Below are 18,921 nucleotides of genomic sequence, written 5' to 3'. Positions count from 1 at the left end.
TCGAATGGACACTCTCCGTGTGCCTCCGCGCCGATGTCCGTACCCGGATCTACGGTGAAACCATGCCCACGGCTTCTCCACTCCCGCACTGGATCACTCGCGTGGGGGTGTTCGATCTCGAGACGACCGGCGTCGATGTCGAGAACGATCGAGTCGTGACGGCGCACGTTGGCGTGCTGAATGCGGACGGCCGAGAGATCGCAGCGCGCAACTGGCTCGCAGATCCGGGCGTCGAGATCCCCGAGGGCGCGACGGCAGTGCACGGCGTGACGACGGAGCACGCTCGCCGGCTCGGGCGTCCAGCCGGCGAGGTCGTCGCGGAGGTGACGGCGGCGCTCCGATCCCTGCTCTCGCAGGGCGTGCCGGTCGTCGCGTACAACGCCTCGTACGACTTCTCCCTTCTGGCGCATGAGGCCCACAGACACGGGATCACCCCTCTCGAGAACCCGTCGCCGATCATCGACCCCCTCGTCATCGATAAGGCCTATGACCGCTACCGTCCGGGCAAGCGCACGCTCCAGGTCGTCGCGGCGCTCTACGCGGTGCAGCTCGAGGACGCGCATGAGGCCGCCGCCGATGCCGTCGCGGCCGGCCGCGTGGCTCAGGCCCTGGCGCGCCAGTTCACCCTCCCGGAGACCGTCGAAGACCTCCACACGCGCCAGGTGGGATGGGCGCGTTCTCAGGCCGCCAGCCTCACGGAGTACTTCATCCGGATCGGGCGTCTCGACCCCGAAGACAGCCTCGACGGCACCTGGCCGGTTCGCGCGCGCCGAACCCCCGAGGCGGTGAGCGCGGATGCGATTCCGAACGGGTGATGTCGCACGCGTCGAGACCACCTGGAAGCAGTTCGTGCCGTCCGCAGTCCTGCACGATGTCGACCCCCGCCGCTTCTACTTCGATTGGCAGTCCGCCGAGCTCGGCGGCGTGAGTCTGGTGCGATACGACCTCGCCGCCGAAGTACGATCGACGGCGGAACCCGAGGATCAGTTCCTCGCATGCAGGGTCGACGGCCCCGATGCCCAGGTTCGATCCGACAGATCCGAACTCGACGCCGGACGCCCCTGGCTCTCCGACGGGACTCGCGTGCACGCGAAGTGGGAACGAGGCGCCAGAGTCACCGCACTCATCTTCGAACGCGCTTTCCTGCAGCGGCTCGCCCAGCAGATCAGCGGAGACGACACCGTCTCGCTTCACGCGACGGACCTCGCCCCGCGAACGGCGAACGCCGCCCGCGCGTGGGACCGGATGTTCGCGTACCTCGAGCAGAGCGTCGATTCCCTCGACGACGTCGACGGCGGAGGCGAAGTGCTCAGGAGCGAGCTCGCTCGGCATGCCGCAGCGACGACGCTCGCGACCTTCTCGACCACTGGTCAGTTGCACAGGCATCGACCGACGCAGACGACCCCCGCCCCCGCGACCGTGCGTCGGGCCCTGGACTTCATCGCCGAGAACGCGCATCGCCCGATCACCGTCGACGACATCGCGTCGGCGGTCCACATCTCGACCCGCGGGCTGCAGTACGCGTTCCGGCGTGCGCTCGACACGACCCCGGCGGAGTGCTTGAAGCGGGCGCGCCTCGATGGCGCCCACCGTGATCTCCGTTCCGGAGCCCCGAGCACCGTCGCAGCCGTCGCGCGCAAGTGGGGGTTCTCGCATCCGTCGCGGTTCGCGGTCGCCTACCGGGAGAGCTTCGGGGTGCTTCCTTCCGTGACGGCGGCGACGCACCGTCGATGACACGACGCGAACAGAGTGTTCGCATCGTTCGCGCGTCGGCTCGATCCTGTCTGCTCCGTTTCTCCGAGCATCGTAGATTCCGAAGTATGGGTTCCCTCTATTACGGCGGCTCGGAGCCGATCCAGATCGAAGATCGAGCGCTCGCCCACCTCAAGGTCGTCGTCGCCACCAAGTTGCGCCGCAACGAGAGCTTCACTCTCACATGGAAGCACCAGGACGGCGATTCCGAGGGACGCTCGACCGTCTGGCTGCATCCGTCGATCCCGCTCCGCTTCGTCTTCGACGAGACCGAGGCTCCCGAGCTGAGCCGTCGGTGGATCGAGGATCTGGCGCACTCGGCGAACTCGAGCGGTGGTATCACGCTCGTCGACGAGCTCCTCGAGCCATCGGAACACCTCGAAGGCTCCACCACCCGCTGACGCTCCACGACCGGACGCCCGAATGTGGCGACGCCTCGGTGCACGCACGGAGAGTAGGGCGGGCGGGACTTGAACCCGCGATCGTTGGGTTATGAGCCCACTGCCTTAACCAGCTTGGCCACCGCCCCGTGACCACAAGCCTACCGGTCGACCTCGGTCAGATCGGCGTCGCCTCGGCGTGCGTCTGCAGGTGCCCCAGGTAGATGTCCGCGTTGGCGATCAGTCCTGCGCGTTCCTCGTCGCTGAGTGTCCGCCGCACTTTCGCAGGCACCCCCGCCACCAGCGAGCCGTCGGGAACCTCGGTTCCCCCGAGCACGACGGCGCCGCCTGCGATGAGGCATCCCGCACCGATGACCGCGCCGCTGAGGATCACCGCTCCCATGCCGACGAGCGATCCGTCTCCGATCGTGCACCCGTGGACCACGGCGTTGTGGCCGATCGAGACCTTCGCGCCGACGACGACGGGATGACCGGAGTCGACATGAACCGACACGTTGTCCTGCACGTTGCTCCCGGCCCCGATGACGATGCGGGCCGAATCGCCACGCAGCACCGCGTTGTACCAGACGCTCGATCCTGCGGCGAGCGAGACGTCGCCGACGATGCGTGCTCCCTCGGCGACGAAGGCCCCTCCGTCGATCGACGGAGCCTTCCCAGGGAGTGCGAGAACGGAGGCTCCGGCGGCGATGCTCATGAGGCGAGACTACCCTCACCTCGCCCGATTTCCGCGTGATTCCGCGGCACTAAGCCGAGCCTTCGCTTGCTTGCGGAATGTTCTCAACTGAGTAGCGTTGTCTTCATCAGGTACGAGAAGAGCACTTCAGAGGAGCCGAAGATGAGCAAGGTACAGACCGTTTCCACCACCGCCAGCGACCCGACCGTGGCAGCTGCAGCGGCACAGTTCCTTTCGCCCGTCGTCCTCGGACTTCAGGCTCTGACGGTCAACGGCAAGCAGGCGCACTGGCACGTCCGTGGTGCGAACTTCGTCGGTGTCCACGAGCTGCTCGACACCATCGTCGCCCACGCCGGCGACTTCGCCGACACCGCAGCAGAGCGCATCGTCGCCCTGGGCCTCCCGATCGACGCGCGCATCACCGCCGTGGCAGCGAAGGGCAGCGCGACCTCGGTCCCTGCAGGCTTCACGCAGTCCGACGACCTCGTCCGCGCCGTCATCTCAGACATCGACGCGATCCTCATCGACGTGAAGGCCGCGATCGACGGTCTCGACGAGGTCGATCTCACCAGCCAGGACGTCGCCATCGAGGTGATGCGCGGACTCGAGAAGGACCGCTGGTTCCTCGTGTCGCACATCGCCGCGTAAGCAGCACCTCATGAGAGTGGGCACCGGGTTCTCCCGGTGCCCACTCTCGTCTCTGCTCGACGTCAGGCGCCGTGCGTGACGCGACCGGCGACCATCGTCGCGACGATCGGCATACCCCGCAGGTCGCTCCCCGACGAGGTCAAGGGGTCGAAACCGCACAGCGCGATGTCAGCGACTTCCCCCGGCCGCAGAGCCGAGCGGACACTCGCCTGGAGCGCCTGCTCCCGTGTCAGCCGCTCTTCGGGATGCCACGGATCACGGTCGTCATCGGTGCGCGTGACGGCCGCGGCGATCGCCTGCCACGGATCGAGGGGCGCGACGGGGGCATCGGAGCCGAACCTCAGCTCCACTCCCGCGTCTCGCAGGGCGCCGAGGGGGTACCCGATCGACGTCTGTCCCGCCCAGTGCTTCCCGACGAGATCGCGGTCGTCGAGCGCATGCTGCGGCTGGACGCTGGCGATCACACCGAGGCGACCGAAGCGGGCGAGATCCGCGTGCCTGACGAGCTGGGCATGTTCGATCGTTCCCACAGCGCCCGACACGGTGAAGGCATCGAGAGCGCCTGTCACCGCACGATCCCCGATCGCGTGCACGGCGACCGAGAGACCGGCGCCCGTGGCGACGGTGAGCAGCTCGGTGAGTTCTGCGGGCGGTACCGTGAGCACGCCGAAGTTCTCGGGGTCGCCCGGGTAGGAGTGCGAGCACGCCGCCGTCCGCGTTCCCAGCGATCCGTCGCTGATGATCTTCAGCGGTCCGACGTGCACCAGACCGCGTCCGGCGGTCGGTGCGTCAGACTCCTCGTGAAGTTCTCCGGTCCGCAGGCCCGCCGCGATGGCGCGGGTCAGGTCGAACGGGTACACGGCGAACTCGACGCGATGAGCGGCGAAGCCTGCCGCCACCCGCCGCGGCCAGGCATCGGCGTTCCAGGCCATATCGAAGTCGACCAGGCCGGTGACGCCTCGGGATGCTGCCCGCTCCCCTGCGGCCCGCACAGCGACGTCGCCACGATCGGGATCGACAGCGTTGAGCCTGCGGGAGATCTCGAACGCATCCTGCTCGCGCAGCATCCCATCCGAGCTCGTGAACCCTTCGAGTGAGAGCGCCGCGGAGTTTAGCCATGTGCTGTGCACATCTGCGTTGATCAGATACGTGGGTATCGGTCCGGTCGCCGCGTCGAGGAGCGCGAGGGTCGGCACGTCCGGCCACATCGCGTCTCGGAATCCGCTGCCGACCTTGCGGCCGTCCGGCAGCGGTGCAGATGCAGACATGATCGCCGCTGCCTCCGCCGCGGACGCCGCTCCCCCCAGAGCGACGCGCTCGGTCGCGAGGGCCCACTGGACCGTGTGCACGTGGTTGTCCCAGAGGCCCGGCACCGCCCAGGCGCCGTTTCCGTCGAGCACGTCGCCCCGTGGGGCGATCGCGCCGGCGGGAGCGATGTCGCTGATGCGCCCGTCATCGATGAAGATGTCGACCGGTTCGTCGTCGACCAGGAACTCACGACCGGGGCCGGCGATCCGCACGCCCGTGATCGTCCCGATGCGGGCATCGATACTGCTCACCTGGTTCCTCCTGCACGGGCTGCCTCGGCACGCCTCATCTCAGCGGCGAGTTCGGGCTGTGCGTACGGGCCGTCGCCCTCGAGCTCTGCGATCACGGTCTCGACGGTCTCGGCCGGCTTGTTCTGGCTCAGCTTGCGCTTCGCGACCACGCGGGTCGGGGTGAGCCGGAAACCGACCGTCCCCGCGGCGAGTCGAGAGACGAAAGCCGGGTCGTTCGGGCGCTCCCACATGCCCCGCGGCTCGGGCATCCGGCCCTCGAACCGGTCGACGAGTCGATCGAGCACTGCGAGGTTCTCCTCGTCACTGAGGATCTCGGGGACTCCCGCCAAGTGCACGGCGGTGTAGTTCCAGGTCGGCACGGCCTGGACGTCGCCGTACCAGCCCGGCGAGATGTAGCCGTGCGGTCCCTGGAAGACGACGAGGAGCTCCCTCTCCCCCATCCCGTGGATCAGGTCATCGGGGCGGCCGACATGTCCGACGATCGTCAGGTCGTCGCGATCGTCGTCGAGCAGGGCCACGTAGTGCGATGACACGAGTCCGTCCGGACCGTTGCTGACGATCGTCGTCCAAGGATTCGCATCGATGACCCGCCGGATCTCGGCGACATCAGCGAGCGTGAAGCTGGGGTTCTGACGCATCGTCCCAGCCTATGGCCGACGGCTCACGCCTGGCAGCGCGGACACCAGTACAGCTTGCGCGCACCGATCTCCTCGAGTGCGATCTCGGTGCCGCAGGCACGACACGGAAGACCTGCCCGGTGGTAGACCCAATGGCGGTCGTCGCGGCTCGCCATCGCCGCACGATACTGATCAGGCGAGAGATCGTCCATGGTCATCATCTGACCGGTCTCGACCCCGATCGCGAGCAGATCCACCCAGTCGTGCCACAGCGCGCGCACCACGTCCTCCGGTACATCGCGCCCCGGCGTGTGGGGGTTCAATCGCTGACGGAAGAGCATCTCGGCGCGGTACACGTTGCCGATGCCGCTCACCACGGCCTGATCCATGAGCAGAAGCGCGATCACGGTCTGCTTCTTGCGGACGGCCTGGACGAAGCGTTCCTCATTCTGCGCGGGATCACCCACGAGCGGATCCGGACCCAGTTTGGCGACACTGGCGAGCATCTCCTCCGGAGTCTGCAGCACGCACGCGGTCGGCCCGCGCAGGTCGGCGGCCGTGATGTCGGTCATCAGGCGCAGCCGCACCTGACCCACGACGGGAGGCGGCCACTCCAGCCCCTCATCGGCGAGGCCCTTGGTCTGCTCGGACATGCGCACGTGCACCCGAGTGCGTCGCGGTGCGCCGATCGATGCGAGGGAGTTCTCACCCGCGTCGTCGAGGATCTCCTCGTCGACCACGGTGCCCCGCTGGTTCGTCTGTCCCATGCGTCCGTTCGCGGACGCGATCGTGGGGTCCACCAGGATCTCCCCGGCGAAGTCCCATGCACCGTACAGGCCGAGATGAACGCGCAGCCAGAGGTCGCCCTCGGCTTCGAGGAACATCTGCTTGCCGACGGCCTGGACGCTGAGCGCGTCACGTCCGTCGAGCAGGGCCGCGCCTTCGGCGAAGCGTCCCTGAGGGCTCGAAGCCCTCATCGTCTTGCCGACGAAGTTGCGCTGGAACTGGCGCGCGATGCGGTGGACCGAATGCCCCTCGGGCATGTCAGGCTCGCGGGTCCGGAAGAAGGGATCCGTCGCGCTCGAAGTCTGCGATCTGACCGATGCGGCGGACGTGGCGCTCGTCGTGTGAGAACGGCGTCGAGATGAAGGTGTCGATGAACGAGGTGACCTCGTCGAACGTGTGCTGACGCGCTCCGATCGAGATCACGTTGGCATCGTTGTGCTCGCGCGCGAGTTCCGCCGTCGAGGTGTTCCACACCAGCGCGGCGCGGACGCCCTCGACCTTGTTCGCGGCGATCTGCTCGCCGTTGCCCGACCCTCCGAAGACGACGCCGAGCGTGTCGATCCCGGACGCCTGATCGGCGACCACAGCCTGCGCCGCGCGGATGCAGAAGGCGGGGTAGTCGTCGACGGCGTCGTATTCCACCGGCCCGTGATCCACGACCTCGTGACCGGCGCCGCGCAGGTGGTCCTGCAGCTGCGTGGAGAAGTCGAGACCGGCGTGATCGGTGGCGATATGGATGCGCATGGCATCCATCCTAGAAGCGTCGAGGGTCAGCGGGTGATCACGGGGCGACACCGGACGCAGCGGGCTTGAACCCCGCTCGCACGTTCTCGCAGCACCCGGGGCGGCACACGTCGAAGGCGCCGGGCAGCGCGGTGACATGCGGTCGCTCCTCGTTCGGTCGGCCCTCGAGACGCTCGACGATCAGATCGACGATGCCGGTGACGAACGACGGTGCGACCCCGGGGGTCGGCGTCCGCGTGAACGCGAGCCCCGCCTCTTCCGCAGCCTCGGCGGCCTCGGTGTCGAGGTCCCAGAGGACCTCCATGTGATCGCTCATGAATCCGACGGGAACCACGGCGACGGCCTTGCGGCCACGCTCGGGCAGCTCGCCGATCACGTCGCACACGTCGGGCTCGAGCCACGGCTGCGATGCGGGGCCGGAGCGGGACTGGTACACGAGCTCCCACGCGACGTCCGCGGCTTCGGGGATGCTCGCGCGCACCCGGTCCATGACCCAGGCGGCGACGGCGAGATGCTGGGCGGCGTACGCGCCTCCCTCTCCCCAGTCGATGTCCCGAGCGCCGGAGCGCTCCGCATCCGCAGTCGGAATGCTGTGAGTGGAGAAGAGGATCTGGATCTCGGCGGGGGCGATGCCCTGACCGAGGAAAGCCTCGACCGCCTCGCGAACTCCGGTCTCGAACGACTCCACGAAGCCGGGATGGTCGTAGAAGGGACGGATCTTGTCGATCGTCACGGTCTCGCCGAGGTTCGTGTCCGCCAGGACGCGCGCGAAGTCCTCGCGGTACTGGCGGCAGCTCGAGAACGAGCTGTAGGCGCTGGTGGCGAAGGCGAGGAGAGTCGTCTTGCCGTCGGCCGCGGCTTCCGTCACGACCTCTTCGAGGTAGGGACTCCAGTTGCGATTGCCCCAGTACACCGGCAGGTCGATGCCGCGGCGTGCGAGCTCCCCTTCGAGCGCTTCCTTGAGGATGCGGTTCTGGCCGTTGATCGGGCTCACTCCCCCGAAGTGACGGTAATGGTGCGCGACCTCCTCGAGACGCTCGTCGGGGATTCCTCGACCTCTCGTCACGTTGCGGAGGAAGGGGATCACGTCGTCCTGGCCCTCCGGTCCTCCGAATCCGGCGAGGAGGATGCCGTCATAGGCGACGGGGGTCGTGATGTAGGGCGCACCGGAAGCGGCAGCAGCAGAGGCAAAGAGGACGGTGTTCGGCTCGATCGCGGTCACCTCCCCATTCTTTCACCTTCCGAGAGTGAGACAGGTCGCTGTGCTGGCGTAGGCTGTCATGGTTGCCGTGGGCGCCAACTGCGCTGGGTTGCGGCAGCATCCCCTCACCCCTGGGAGTACCGCTGTGCCTGGAGAGAACCTCACCCGCATCGAAGCGCAGGAGCGCCGCGACTTCGTCGACACCCAGTCGTACGAGGTCTCGCTCGACCTGACGAAGGGTGCCGAGGTCTTCGGCTCCCGCAGCGTCGTGCGCTTCACCGCGACGCCGGAGAGCTTCACCTTCATCGACCTGATCGCCCGCGAGGTCCGCGAGATCTCGCTGAACGGCGAGCAGCTCGATCCCGACGAGGTCTTCGCCGACTCGCGCATCGCCCTCGCCGGCCTGCAGGCAGAGAACGTCCTCGTCGTCGACGCCGACTGCGAGTACACGAACACCGGAGAGGGCCTGCACCGGTTCGTCGACCCGGTCGACGGCGAGGTCTACCTCTACTCGCAGTTCGAGGTTCCCGACTCGCGTCGCGTCTTCGCAGTGTTCGAGCAGCCCGACCTCAAAGCCACGTTCCAGTTCACGGTGACGGCACCGGCCTCCTGGAAGGTCGTCTCCAACTCCCCCACCCCGGAACCGATCGTGCACGACGACGACACGGTCGCCACATGGGGTTTCGAGCCCACTCCTCGCATCTCCTCGTACATCACGGCCCTCGTCGCAGGTCCCTACGAGTCCACGTTCTCGGAGCTCACCAGCGCGTCCGGCCGCGTGATCCCCCTCGGCGTCTACGGTCGCAAGAGCCTGTGGCAGCACCTCGATGCCGACTACATCTTCGACAAGACCCGTGAGGGCTTCGCCTATTACGAGTCCAAGTTCGACGTTCCCTACCCGTTCGCCAAGTACGACCAGCTCTTCGTCCCCGAGTTCAACGCCGGCGCGATGGAGAACGCGGGCGCCGTGACGTTCACCGAGACGTACGTGTTCCGCAGCAAGGTGACCGACGCCGTCAAGGAGCGTCGCGTCGTCACGATCCTGCACGAGCTCGCGCACATGTGGTTCGGCGACCTGGTCACGATGAAGTGGTGGAACGACCTCTGGCTGAACGAGTCGTTCGCCGAGTGGGCCTCCACGATCGCCACCGCCGAGGCCACCGAGTGGACCGAGGCGTGGACGACGTTCAACGCGATGGAGAAGACCTGGGCGTACCGCCAGGATCAGCTGCCGTCGACGCACCCGATCACCGCGGTGATCAACGACCTCGAGGACGTGCAGGTCAACTTCGACGGCATCACCTACGCGAAGGGCGGCTCGGTGCTCAAGCAGCTCGCCGCATGGGTGGGCATCGAGGAGTTCTTCGCGGGCGTCTCGCAGTACTTCAAGAAGCACTCGTGGGGCAACACCGAGCTGAGCGACCTGCTCGTCGAGCTCGAGGCGACCAGCGGTCGCGACCTCAGCACCTGGTCGAAGAAGTGGCTCGAGACCGCCGGCGTCAACACGCTGGAACCCGTGATCGCCGAGGACTCCGACGGAACGATCTCGCGCTTCGCCGTCACGCAGACCGCGCCGGCCGATTACCCGACTATTCGTCCGCACCGCCTCGGGATCGGCTTCTACACCCTCACGAACGGCGTGCTCGTGCGCAGCCACTACGCCGAGGTCGACGTCGACGGCGACCGCACCGAGGTTCCGGAGCTGCACGGAATCGCGCGCCCCGACCTCGTGCTCCTCAACGACAACGACCTCGCCTACGCGAAGATCCGCCTCGACGAGCGCTCGCTCGCCACGGCGATCGCGCACCTCGCGGACATCAGCGATCCTCTCGCCCGTTCCCTCGTCTGGGGCGCAGCCTGGGACCAGACGCGCGATGCCGAGACCGCCGCGACCGACTACATCGATCTCGTGCTCGGCAACATCGGTCGAGAGACCGAGTCGACGACGGTGCGCACGACGCTCGCGCAGCTCCGCACGGCGGCGACTCTGTACGTCACGCCCGAGACGCGTCTCGCGGCGCGTCAGAAGGTCGCAGACGGTCTCTGGGCGCTCGCCGAGGCCGCTGAGTCCGGCAGCGACAGCCAGCTGCAGTTCGTCACTGCCTTCGCGAACGCGCTGGTCACGCCGGATCACGCCGGCATCATCGGTCGACTCCGGTCAGGTGAGGAGACTCTCCCCGGGCTCGAGATCGACGCCGACCTCAACTGGCAGCTCCTCGTCGGTCTCGCCACCATCGGCGCCACCGATGCCGCATCGATCGACGCGGCGCTCTCGTCCGACAACACCGCGAAGGGCGGCGAGTTCGCCGCTCAGGCGCGCGCCGCACTGCCGGACAGCGCGTCGAAGAAGGCAGCCTGGGCCTCGCTGATCGAGCGCGACGACGCTCCGAACACGATCGTGCGTTCCGCGGCCCTCGGATTCGTGCACCCCGCGGGCGCGGAGTCGCTGCGCGCGTTCGTCCCCGCGTACTTCGACATGCTCATCCCGATCTGGGAATCGCGCACGTATCAGATCGCCCAGTACCTGGTCGTCGGCCTGTTCCCGACCGCGATCGCCGACGTCGAGCTCCGCGACTCCACGCGCGCGTGGCTCTCCGCCCACCAGGACGCAGCCCCCGCGCTGCGTCGCCTCGTGCTCGAGAACCTCGCCGACGTCGAGCGTGCACTCGCGGCACAGTCTCGCGACGCCGAGGACTGAGACCCGTCTCCCGATCAGGCCTCTGCGCGGTGCGTCCAGCCCGCACAGAGGCCTGATCGCTACTCTGGAGGGGATGATGCAGCCATTCGAATCAAACCCTGATCCCGCTGAGGTCACGCTCCCCGACTGGTGGATGGACGCTGTCACCGTGTTCCGTGACATCGGCCTCCAGGCACTCGGCGTGGTCGCGATCATCGCGGGATGCGTACTGATCGCGCTGGCGCTCCGCGTCGTCATCCGACGTATCGTGCACCGCATCGTCGACAGCGCCAAGAACAAGGCCGCCGTCGACGACACCCAAGCTCTCGAACGGTCGCCTCTCGCCGACATGCGCCTGGTGCAGCGCACGCGAACCCTTGGGACGATCCTGCAGAACATCGTCAATGTGATGCTCGTGGTGATCGCGATCGTCCTCGTGGTCAATCACCTGGCACCGACCCTTCTCGGCTCTCTCACCCTGCTGACGGCGGCCGTCGGCGCCGGCCTCGGTTTCGGCGCGCAGAACATCGTCAAAGACGTGCTCAACGGCATCTTCATCGTCGCCGAGGATCAGATCGGCATCGGCGACGTCGTCGATCTCGGCCTCGCGTCCGGTGTGGTCGAGTACGTCAGCGTGCGCATCACCCAGGTCCGCGACGTCAACGGCACGCTCTGGTACGTCCGCAACGGCGAGGTCACACGTATCGGAAACATGTCGCAGGGCTGGGCGCGCGCGATCATCGATCTCGGCGTCCCTGTGGATTCGGACCTCGAGAACGTCGAGAAGATCATGCTCGACACCGCGATGAGCCTCTCAAAGGACCCGAAGTGGCGCACGCGCATCATCGAGAAGCCCGAGCTGTGGGGCCTCGAGTCGATCGATGGTGACGCTCTCGTCGTCCGTCTGGTCATCAAAGCCCGAGCCAATGCGAAGGATGACGTCGCACAGGAACTGCGCAAGCGTCTGCGCACGGCCCTCCTCGAGAACGAGATCTCCTTCCCGAGCATGACCACCGTGATCCCCACCGGGCTCGACGGCGCTCGTCGCGTGCGCGGCGCGAATCCGCCCAAGACGCGTCCGAATGCCGTCACGGGCGTGCCCGTCATCCCTGACCGCGGAATCTGGCGACGCAAGAAGACGAATGACGACGGGAGCCCCCAGAAGTGACCTTCTACGACGAGGTCGGCGGTCGCGCGACGTTCGCGAAGATCGTGTCGGTGTTCTACCGCGAGGTGGCATCGGATCCGGTCCTGAAGCCGATGTATCCCGAGGAGGACCTCGGCCCTGCCGAAGAGCGCCTGCTGATGTTCCTCGAGCAGTACTGGGGCGGCCCGACCACCTACGGCGAGACGCGCGGCCACCCTCGTCTGCGGATGCGCCACATGCCCTTCCATGTCGATCCCGACGCCCGCGATCGGTGGCTTCGTCACATGCGGACCGCGGTGGACGAAGCGCAGTTGTCGCCGCTCCACGAATCCACGCTGTGGGACTATCTCGAGCGCGCCGCGTATGCCATGGTGAACACATTCGAGCCGTCAGGCATCGGCACCTCCGCAGCCGGGCGCCCCACGCTCGAGACGCGATCACGTCAGGAATCAACGGAGAGCACATGACGAACACGCCCCTGTCTGCAGACGTCCTGGTCATCGGATGGGGGCTCGCCGGGCTCGTCGCCGCCGGGGAGGCGCTCGATGCCGGCCGTCGCGTGATCCTGATCGATCAGGAGCCGCGCACGAACCTCGGCGGCCAGGCGTGGTGGTCGTTCGGAGGCCTGTTCTTCATCGATTCACCCGAGCAGCGTCGCATGGGCATTCGCGACTCGCTCGCTCTCGCCACGCAGGACTGGTTCGGCACTGCCGCCTTCGACCGCCCAGAAGACGACTGGCCACGACGCTGGGCCGAGGCGTATCTGCATTTCGCCGCGGGCGAGAAGCGCGCCTGGCTGCGCGAACGGGGTGTGAGCTTCTTCCCGGTGGTGGGCTGGGCGGAACGCGGTGGATACGGCGCTCTGGGGCCCGGCAACTCCGTTCCTCGCTTCCACATCACCTGGGGTACGGGGCCAGGGGTCGTCGCCCCGTTCGCCGCTGCCGTCGAGCAGGGTGAGCGCGAGGGGCATATCACGATCCTCCCCCGCCACCGGGTGACGGAACTCATCACGACGGATGGGGCCGTGACCGGTGCGCGCGGGACCATCCTCGAATCCACCCCGGCTGCTCGGGGGGTCGAGACCTCTCGCGCGGTCATCGGCGACTTCGAGATCAGCGCGGGTGCGACGATCGTGTCGTCCGGCGGGATCGGCGGCAACCACGACCTCGTCCGTGCGGCCTGGCCGGCGAGTCTGGGCGTTCCGCCCGAGCAGATGCTGACAGGTGTGCCCGCCTACGTCGACGGATCGATGCATGCCGTCTCGGAAGCGGTCGGAGCCCGTCTCATCAACGGCGACCGCATGTGGCACTACGTCGAGGGCATCAAGAACTGGGATCCGGTGTGGCCGTCGCACGGTATCCGGATCCTCCCCGGGCCGTCCTCGCTCTGGCTCGATGCGACGGGAAAGCGACTGCCTGTCCCACTGTTCCCCGGGTTCGACACTCTGGGCACCCTGGCTCACCTGCGCACGACCGGGCACGACCACTCGTGGTTCGTGACGTCGCGCCAGATTATCGAGAAGGAGTTCGCGCTCTCGGGCAGCGAGCAGAATCCCGACCTGACGGGCAAGGACGTCGGGCTGCTGCTCAAGTCGCGACTCGCCAAGGGGCCCACGGGGCCGGTGCAGGCCTTCCTCGACGAGGGTGAGGACTTCATCGTCGAGAACGACCTCGAGTCGCTACTGGAGCAGATGAGCCGCCACCCGGGCGGAGAGTCGCTCGACATCGATCACGTCCGCCGTGAGGTCGTGGCTCGCGACAGGGAGATGGACAACGAGTTCACCAAGGATGCGCAGATCGGGATGCTGCGCTCGATGCGCGGATACCGGGGCGACAAGCTGATCCGCACCGCTGCGCCGCACCGGCTGCAGGATCCGGCCGCAGGCCCTCTCGTCGCGGTCAAGCTGCACGTCCTCACGAGGAAGTCCCTCGGCGGGATCAACACCGATCTCGACGGGCGTGCGCTCGGCGCTGACGGTGAGCCCATCCCCGGGCTCTTCGCCGCTGGTGAGGCGAGCGGCTTCGGAGGCGGCGGTGTCCACGGGTATCGAGCACTCGAGGGCACGTTCCTCGGCGGATGCCTGTTCTCGGGTCGGCAGGCCGGCCGCGCTGCAGCGCGCTGATCCGGTCGACGGATCGCTGGTCCGGTCGACGGGTCGCTCGTCGGTGCTACTCCGCCGCGCCGGTGCCGCGCACGGCCGTGAGGCCGATGGCCACGGGGCCGCGGGCGAGAACGTGACCACGGCGGAAGGCGAGACGAGTCCATCGCCCTGACGTCATGACGGGCACGTCCTCTTCGCCGGAGATGAAGCCGAAGGCATCCGCAGCGAACGCCACTCCCCGCGGCAGCCCGCCGAGATCCTCATCGGGCGCACCCCAGATCGCCGCGCGCAGGGCACGGACGGCTTCCTCTCCCGATCCCGGTGTCGCTCCTCGCGCGACCGCGCTGATGCCCCACTGCGCTCGCTGGGCGATCATGGATGCTGCGAGGCTCGATGTCGCCTGCCACTGGCCTCGCGGCGGGGCGACTCCTGCCCACGCGGGCGAAAGGCCGGTCTCGGGGAAGGTGAGCGCGCGCTCATCGGCGGTCGGGCTGAGCGATGCCACCACGACGTCGCACTCGAGCTCGGGATCGACCTGGACGATGCGCATCGCGAGCACGGTCGGGGTCTGATCGAACAGCCCGTGGGGCGCGAGAGCGGCTCCTGTCAGCGCGAGAACCCCGTTCGCCGCCTGAAGTCGCACGCCTTCGTCGGAGATGCGCGTCGCTCGTCCGAGGAAGGTCAGGACGTCTTTTGACGTGGCGGAATCGGCGAGAAGGAGCTGGTGCGGCACACCCTCTAAACTAGCAACGCCAGCGGCATCCGCAGTCGCGGGAAGGAAGTCATGACCGCCGACGCACACGCGATCCGCACTGTCGAGCAGCTCCTGGAGGTGCTGGATCTCGATTCGACGCAGGCCCGTACGACCGAGGACATCTTCACCGGGTCGTCGCACGCGATGCCGTCTGGTCGCATCTACGGCGGTCAGGTGCTCGCGCAGAGCCTGCTCGCCGCCGAGAGGACTCTTCCCGAAGACCGAGCGGTGCATTCGATGCACGGGTACTTCTTGCGCCCCGGCGATGCCGATCAGGGCATCACGATCGCTGTCGACCGCATCCACGACGGTCGTTCGTTCTCGACCCGTCGCTCGCAGGCGTATCAGAACGGTGTGCCGATCTTCTCGATGATCGCGTCCTTCCAGGATGACGACCCCGGCGTCGAGCATGCGGTGGCGATGCCCGAAGGCGTCCCGTCGCCGGATTCCCTGCTGCCCGACGAGCAGCGTGTCGAGGGGCTCCCTCCTGGAACCGCCCGCATGCTGAGCGATCGAGCCGCCGACGTGCGTCACATCGATTCGCCGCTTTTTCTGCCGAGCGACGACGCACGGGTCCCGCAGCAGGCCGTGTGGATGCGACTGCGCGCTCCGCTGCCCGACGATCAGCGCATCCATCGGGCGGCTCTGGCATACCTGAGCGACATGACCATTCAGGAGTCCATCCTGCGCGCGCATGGCGCGTACTGGGCGCTCCCCGGCCTGAAAGTCGCCAGCCTCGACCACGCGATGTGGTGGCATCGACCGGCTCGCGTGGACGAATGGCTCCTGTACCTTCAGGAGTCGCCCAATGCGCGGGGAGGACGCGGCCTCGCACAGGGCCGGATCTACACGCAGGCCGGCGAGCTGGTCGCCTCGGTCGCACAGGAGATCATGGTCAGGGTCCCGTCGCGGGACTGACGCCGAGGTTTCGAACGGGGCGACCGCCCGAGCCGGGCTGAGACCGGCGATTCAGATGGTGTGCTCGGTCGGGTCTGACCACCGATCCGAGTCGGCCGACCCACGTCGCCTGAGCCGCTCAGCGGTGCGCGTACTCGATCGAGGCGCCGACGAACGGCTCCCACGCATCACGCATCTCCTGTGTGAGACGCGTCGGACGGCCCGTCGCCGCGTCGACGAGGACGATGATCGCCGTGGATCGTGCGTAGATCGTGCGCGGCACGGCCTCAGGATCGTTGTGCACCTCGTAGCAGACCTCGACGCTCGAGCCACCGAGCTTGCCGAACCACATCTGCACCTCGAGCGGCCGGCGCTGATACGGCACCGGGGCGAGATACTCGATCTCCTGACGCGCGATGAGCGTGAGTATCCCCTCGTCGAGTCCCGAGTCGAGGACCGCCGTCGACGGAGCCTGTTCACCGGGACCCGCACGCCAGAACGCGCGCACGCGCGCTTCCTCGAGGAGCTTGAGCATCGAGGTGTTGTTGACGTGGTTGAACGCATCCAGATCGCCCCAGCGGAGGTGGATCGGAATGTGCAGGCGGGGCCCCGGTGTCAGGTCGGACATTCTCGGCTCAGTCGCGCGTGAGCTTGCGGTGCGTCGAACGATGCGGCTTGGCGGCGTCAGCACCGAGGCGCTGGATCTTGTTCTCCTCGTACGCCTCGAAGTTGCCCTCGAACCAGTACCACTGGTCGGGCTTCTCGTCGGTGCCCTCGTACGCAAGGATGTGCGTCGCGATCCGGTCGAGGAACCACCGGTCGTGAGTGATGACCACGGCGCAGCCGGGGAACTCGAGGAGCGCGTTCTCCAGCGAACTCAGGGTCTCGACGTCGAGGTCGTTGGTGGGCTCGTCGAGGAGGAGGAGGTTGCCGCCCTCCTTGAGCGTGAGAGCGAGGTTCAGACGGTTGCGCTCACCACCGGAGAGCACGCCCGCCTTCTTCTGCTGATCCGGACCCTTGAAGCCGAACTTCGAGACGTATGCCCGCGAGGGGATCTCGGTCTTGCCGACCGTGATGAAGTCGAGCCCGTCTGACACGACCTCCCACAACGTCTTGTCGGGGTCGATGTTCGAGCGCGACTGGTCGACGTAGCTGATCTTGACCGTCTCGCCGATCTTGAGGTCACCGCCGTCGAGCGGCTCGAGGCCGACGATCGTCTTGAACAGAGTCGTCTTACCGACACCGTTCGGGCCGATGACGCCGACGATGCCGTTCGGCGGCAGGCTGAAGCTGAGACCGTCGATGAGCGAACGTCCGTCGAAACCCTTCTGCAGCTTCTTGGCGTCGATCACGATGCTTCCGAGGCGCGGACCCGCGGGGATCTGGATCTCCTCGAAGTCGAGCTTCCTGGTCCGCTCCGCCTCGGTCGCCATCTCCTCGTAGCGCGCGAGACGAGCCTTGGACTTGGTCTGACGACCCTTCGCGCTGGACCGAACCCACTCCAGCTCCTCCTTGAGGCGCTTGGCGAGCTTGGCGTCCTTCTTGCCCTGGACCTCGAGGCGTTCGCCCTTCTTCTCCAGGTACGTCGAGTAGTTGCCCTCGTAGCCGATCAGGCGGCCACGGTCGACCTCGGCGATCCACTCGGCGACGTGGTCGAGGAAGTACCGGTCGTGGGTGATCGCGATGACGGCGCCCTTGTAGGCCTGCAGGTGCTGCTCGAGCCAGAGCACGCTCTCGGCGTCGAGGTGGTTGGTCGGCTCATCGAGCAGAAGCAGATCCGGCTTCTGGAGAAGCAGCTTCGCCAGCGCGACACGGCGCTTCTCTCCTCCGGAGAGCGGCGCGATCGCGGCGTCTCCCGGAGGTGTGCGAAGCGCGTCCATGGCCTGCTCGAGCTGCGAATCGAGGTCCCAGCCATCAGCGGCGTCGATCTCCTCCTGCAGGGTGCCCATCTCGGCGAGCAGCGAGTCGAAGTCCGCGTCCGGGTCGGCCATCAGCATGGAGATCTCGTTGAAACGGTCGACCTTCGCCTTGATCGCGATGCCGTCCTGGATGTTCTCGATGACCGTCTTGGTCTCATCGAGCTCCGGCTCCTGCATGAGGATTCCGACCGAGAACCCCGGGGAGAGCTTCGCCTCGCCGTTCGAGGGCGTGTCCATGCCCGCCATGATCTTGAGGATCGTCGACTTACCGGCGCCGTTCGGGCCCACCATGCCGATCTTGGCACCGGGGAGGAAAGCCATAGTGACGTCGTCGAGGATGAGTTTGTCACCCACCGCCTTGCGCGCACGAACCATCGAGTAGATGTACTCAGCCACCGAAAAAGCTCCTTCTGTTGGCGTCGAAGATCGACACTCCAGCCTACCGGCCTCTGTGCCCGCCGCCGTCGAGACGAGCTCTGATATCGCGAACGGTCGGGATCCGAGCGGACGCCCCGTGATCACCAGTCGATCGCACGCGTGGCACCGACCAGACAGCGTCCCTCCGCCAGCTGCGGCATCACCGCCGTCACGGGTGCGCCCGTCGACGGCCCGACCTGCCCCACGAGACAATCGGTGTCACCCCATCGCACGGAGAACTGAATGCTCTCGGCGGGGTTGCCGACCGTCGTCACATCCTGAGTCACCTGCATCGCCGCACGATCGAAACCTGAGGCGATGAGCGCGTCGATGTAGGCACGGCCCGATACGTTCTGACCGGAGGCCCACACCTGTTCCGTCACGGCCGCGAAGAGCGGCAGGTTGTCCTCCGCTGTGCCGTCCGCGACGAACGTGGGCGCTGCGGGGCTTTCCGTCGATCCCGGCGACACGCCGGCGTCCGTAGGCGTAGGCGTCGGGGATGCGGTGGGACCGCACGAGGTCAGCAGCAGGATCAGCGATGCCGCCGCGCCTGTCGCGATCGCCGCACGCGATGCAGAGGAGTCCGGTCGTCGAAGCACGCCCCGAGTCTACGGTCGGACTCCCCCAC

At 67.3% G+C, this 18,921-nt stretch carries 19 protein-coding genes and 1 tRNA gene; 9 read left to right on the top strand and 11 right to left on the bottom strand.

Features of this window, described 5'->3' with window-relative positions; translation table 11 throughout:
* Positions 1–62: 62 nt before the first annotated feature.
* The 3 genes from ASF63_RS04115 to ASF63_RS04105 all read left to right on the top strand — a co-directional run bounded on the left by ASF63_RS04115 (position 63) and on the right by ASF63_RS04105 (position 2,153).
* On the top strand, positions 63–815 hold the full coding sequence (locus ASF63_RS04115; RefSeq protein WP_056509828.1) for an exonuclease domain-containing protein: 753 nt from the start codon (positions 63–65) through the stop codon (positions 813–815).
* On the top strand, positions 796–1,734 hold the full coding sequence (locus ASF63_RS04110) for a helix-turn-helix transcriptional regulator (RefSeq protein WP_056509826.1): 939 nt from the start codon (positions 796–798) through the stop codon (positions 1,732–1,734). Before ASF63_RS04115 ends, ASF63_RS04110 begins: the two co-directional genes overlap by 20 nt.
* Positions 1,735–1,820: 86 nt before the next feature.
* Positions 1,821–2,153, top strand: a complete 333-nt coding sequence (locus ASF63_RS04105; protein WP_056509825.1) for a hypothetical protein — start codon at positions 1,821–1,823, stop codon at positions 2,151–2,153.
* A 54-nt stretch (positions 2,154–2,207) separates the two neighbouring features.
* On the opposite strand, the gene ASF63_RS04100 is transcribed toward ASF63_RS04105, so the two are convergent.
* Together ASF63_RS04100 and ASF63_RS04095 are read right to left on the bottom strand one after the other, a co-directional pair.
* Positions 2,208–2,281, bottom strand: a tRNA-Ile gene (locus ASF63_RS04100).
* Between the two features lie 29 nt (positions 2,282–2,310).
* The gene (locus tag ASF63_RS04095) at positions 2,311–2,847 is read right to left on the bottom strand and encodes a gamma carbonic anhydrase family protein (RefSeq protein WP_056509823.1); all 537 of its coding nucleotides are present in this window, start codon (positions 2,845–2,847) and stop codon (positions 2,311–2,313) included.
* Positions 2,848–2,988: 141 nt separating this feature from the next.
* Here ASF63_RS04095 and ASF63_RS04090 point away from each other — a divergent pair, with 141 nt between their 5' ends.
* On the top strand, positions 2,989–3,474 hold the full coding sequence (locus ASF63_RS04090; protein ID WP_056509821.1) for a Dps family protein: 486 nt from the start codon (positions 2,989–2,991) through the stop codon (positions 3,472–3,474).
* A 62-nt stretch (positions 3,475–3,536) separates the two neighbouring features.
* On the opposite strand, the gene ASF63_RS04085 is transcribed toward ASF63_RS04090, so the two are convergent.
* Genes ASF63_RS04085 through ASF63_RS04065 form a run of 5 tightly spaced genes read right to left on the bottom strand, consistent with a single transcriptional unit; the run spans position 3,537 to position 8,402 of the window.
* Positions 3,537–5,033, bottom strand: coding sequence for an amidohydrolase (locus ASF63_RS04085; RefSeq protein WP_056509819.1), 1,497 nt, complete (start codon positions 5,031–5,033; stop codon positions 3,537–3,539).
* Complete coding sequence (locus ASF63_RS04080; protein ID WP_056509817.1) at positions 5,030–5,671, bottom strand: FMN-binding negative transcriptional regulator; 642 nt, start codon at positions 5,669–5,671, stop codon at positions 5,030–5,032. The genes ASF63_RS04085 and ASF63_RS04080 overlap by 4 nt, the downstream gene beginning before the upstream one ends.
* 23 nt (positions 5,672–5,694) lie before the next feature.
* Complete coding sequence (locus ASF63_RS04075; RefSeq protein WP_056509815.1) at positions 5,695–6,693, bottom strand: Fpg/Nei family DNA glycosylase; 999 nt, start codon at positions 6,691–6,693, stop codon at positions 5,695–5,697.
* Position 6,694: 1 nt separating this feature from the next.
* Positions 6,695–7,180: a ribose-5-phosphate isomerase gene (locus ASF63_RS04070; RefSeq protein WP_056509813.1), complete on the bottom strand. Its 486-nt coding sequence runs from the start codon at positions 7,178–7,180 to the stop codon at positions 6,695–6,697.
* A 37-nt stretch (positions 7,181–7,217) separates the two neighbouring features.
* Complete coding sequence (locus ASF63_RS04065; protein WP_056509811.1) at positions 7,218–8,402, bottom strand: ferrochelatase; 1,185 nt, start codon at positions 8,400–8,402, stop codon at positions 7,218–7,220.
* A 124-nt stretch (positions 8,403–8,526) separates the two neighbouring features.
* On the opposite strand from ASF63_RS04065, the gene pepN reads away from it, so the two are divergent.
* The 4 genes from pepN (at position 8,527) to ASF63_RS04045 (ending at position 14,327) form a co-directional block, all read left to right on the top strand.
* On the top strand, positions 8,527–11,079 hold the full coding sequence (gene pepN, locus ASF63_RS04060; RefSeq protein ID WP_056509809.1) for an aminopeptidase N: 2,553 nt from the start codon (positions 8,527–8,529) through the stop codon (positions 11,077–11,079).
* 73 nt (positions 11,080–11,152) lie between these two features.
* Positions 11,153–12,226, top strand: coding sequence for a mechanosensitive ion channel family protein (locus ASF63_RS04055; protein ID WP_056509807.1), 1,074 nt, complete (start codon positions 11,153–11,155; stop codon positions 12,224–12,226).
* The gene (locus tag ASF63_RS04050; RefSeq protein WP_056509805.1) at positions 12,223–12,672 is read left to right on the top strand and encodes a globin; all 450 of its coding nucleotides are present in this window, start codon (positions 12,223–12,225) and stop codon (positions 12,670–12,672) included. The genes ASF63_RS04055 and ASF63_RS04050 overlap by 4 nt, the downstream gene beginning before the upstream one ends.
* Complete coding sequence (locus ASF63_RS04045; RefSeq protein WP_056509803.1) at positions 12,669–14,327, top strand: FAD-binding dehydrogenase; 1,659 nt, start codon at positions 12,669–12,671, stop codon at positions 14,325–14,327. Before ASF63_RS04050 ends, ASF63_RS04045 begins: the two co-directional genes overlap by 4 nt.
* A gap of 46 nt (positions 14,328–14,373) precedes the next feature.
* Here ASF63_RS04045 and ASF63_RS04040 read toward each other — a convergent pair whose 3' ends face one another.
* A complete protein-coding gene (locus ASF63_RS04040; protein WP_056509801.1) occupies positions 14,374–15,039 on the bottom strand; it encodes a hypothetical protein in 666 nt (221 codons plus the stop codon).
* A gap of 51 nt (positions 15,040–15,090) precedes the next feature.
* Between ASF63_RS04040 and ASF63_RS04035 the strand changes: the two genes are divergently transcribed.
* On the top strand, positions 15,091–15,978 hold the full coding sequence (locus tag ASF63_RS04035; RefSeq protein WP_056509799.1) for an acyl-CoA thioesterase: 888 nt from the start codon (positions 15,091–15,093) through the stop codon (positions 15,976–15,978).
* Between the two features lie 118 nt (positions 15,979–16,096).
* Here the strand turns inward: ASF63_RS04035 and ASF63_RS04030 are convergent, their stop codons facing one another.
* The 3 genes from ASF63_RS04030 to ASF63_RS19280 all read right to left on the bottom strand — a co-directional run bounded on the left by ASF63_RS04030 (position 16,097) and on the right by ASF63_RS19280 (position 18,892).
* Entirely contained in the window at positions 16,097–16,585 is a 489-nt protein-coding gene (locus ASF63_RS04030; protein WP_056509797.1) for an acyl-CoA thioesterase, read from the bottom strand.
* 7 nt (positions 16,586–16,592) lie between these two features.
* Entirely contained in the window at positions 16,593–18,272 is a 1,680-nt protein-coding gene (gene ettA, locus ASF63_RS04025; protein ID WP_056509796.1) for an energy-dependent translational throttle protein EttA, read from the bottom strand.
* Positions 18,273–18,394: 122 nt separating this feature from the next.
* Entirely contained in the window at positions 18,395–18,892 is a 498-nt protein-coding gene (locus ASF63_RS19280; RefSeq protein ID WP_200933963.1) for a DUF6993 domain-containing protein, read from the bottom strand.
* Positions 18,893–18,921: the final 29 nt, after the last annotated feature.

Origin of the sequence: Microbacterium sp. Leaf320 (assembly GCF_001423485.1) — a bacterium.
Taxonomy (GTDB): Bacteria; Actinomycetota; Actinomycetes; order Actinomycetales; family Microbacteriaceae; genus Microbacterium.
This window is presented reverse-complemented; position numbering and strand designations above follow the sequence as displayed.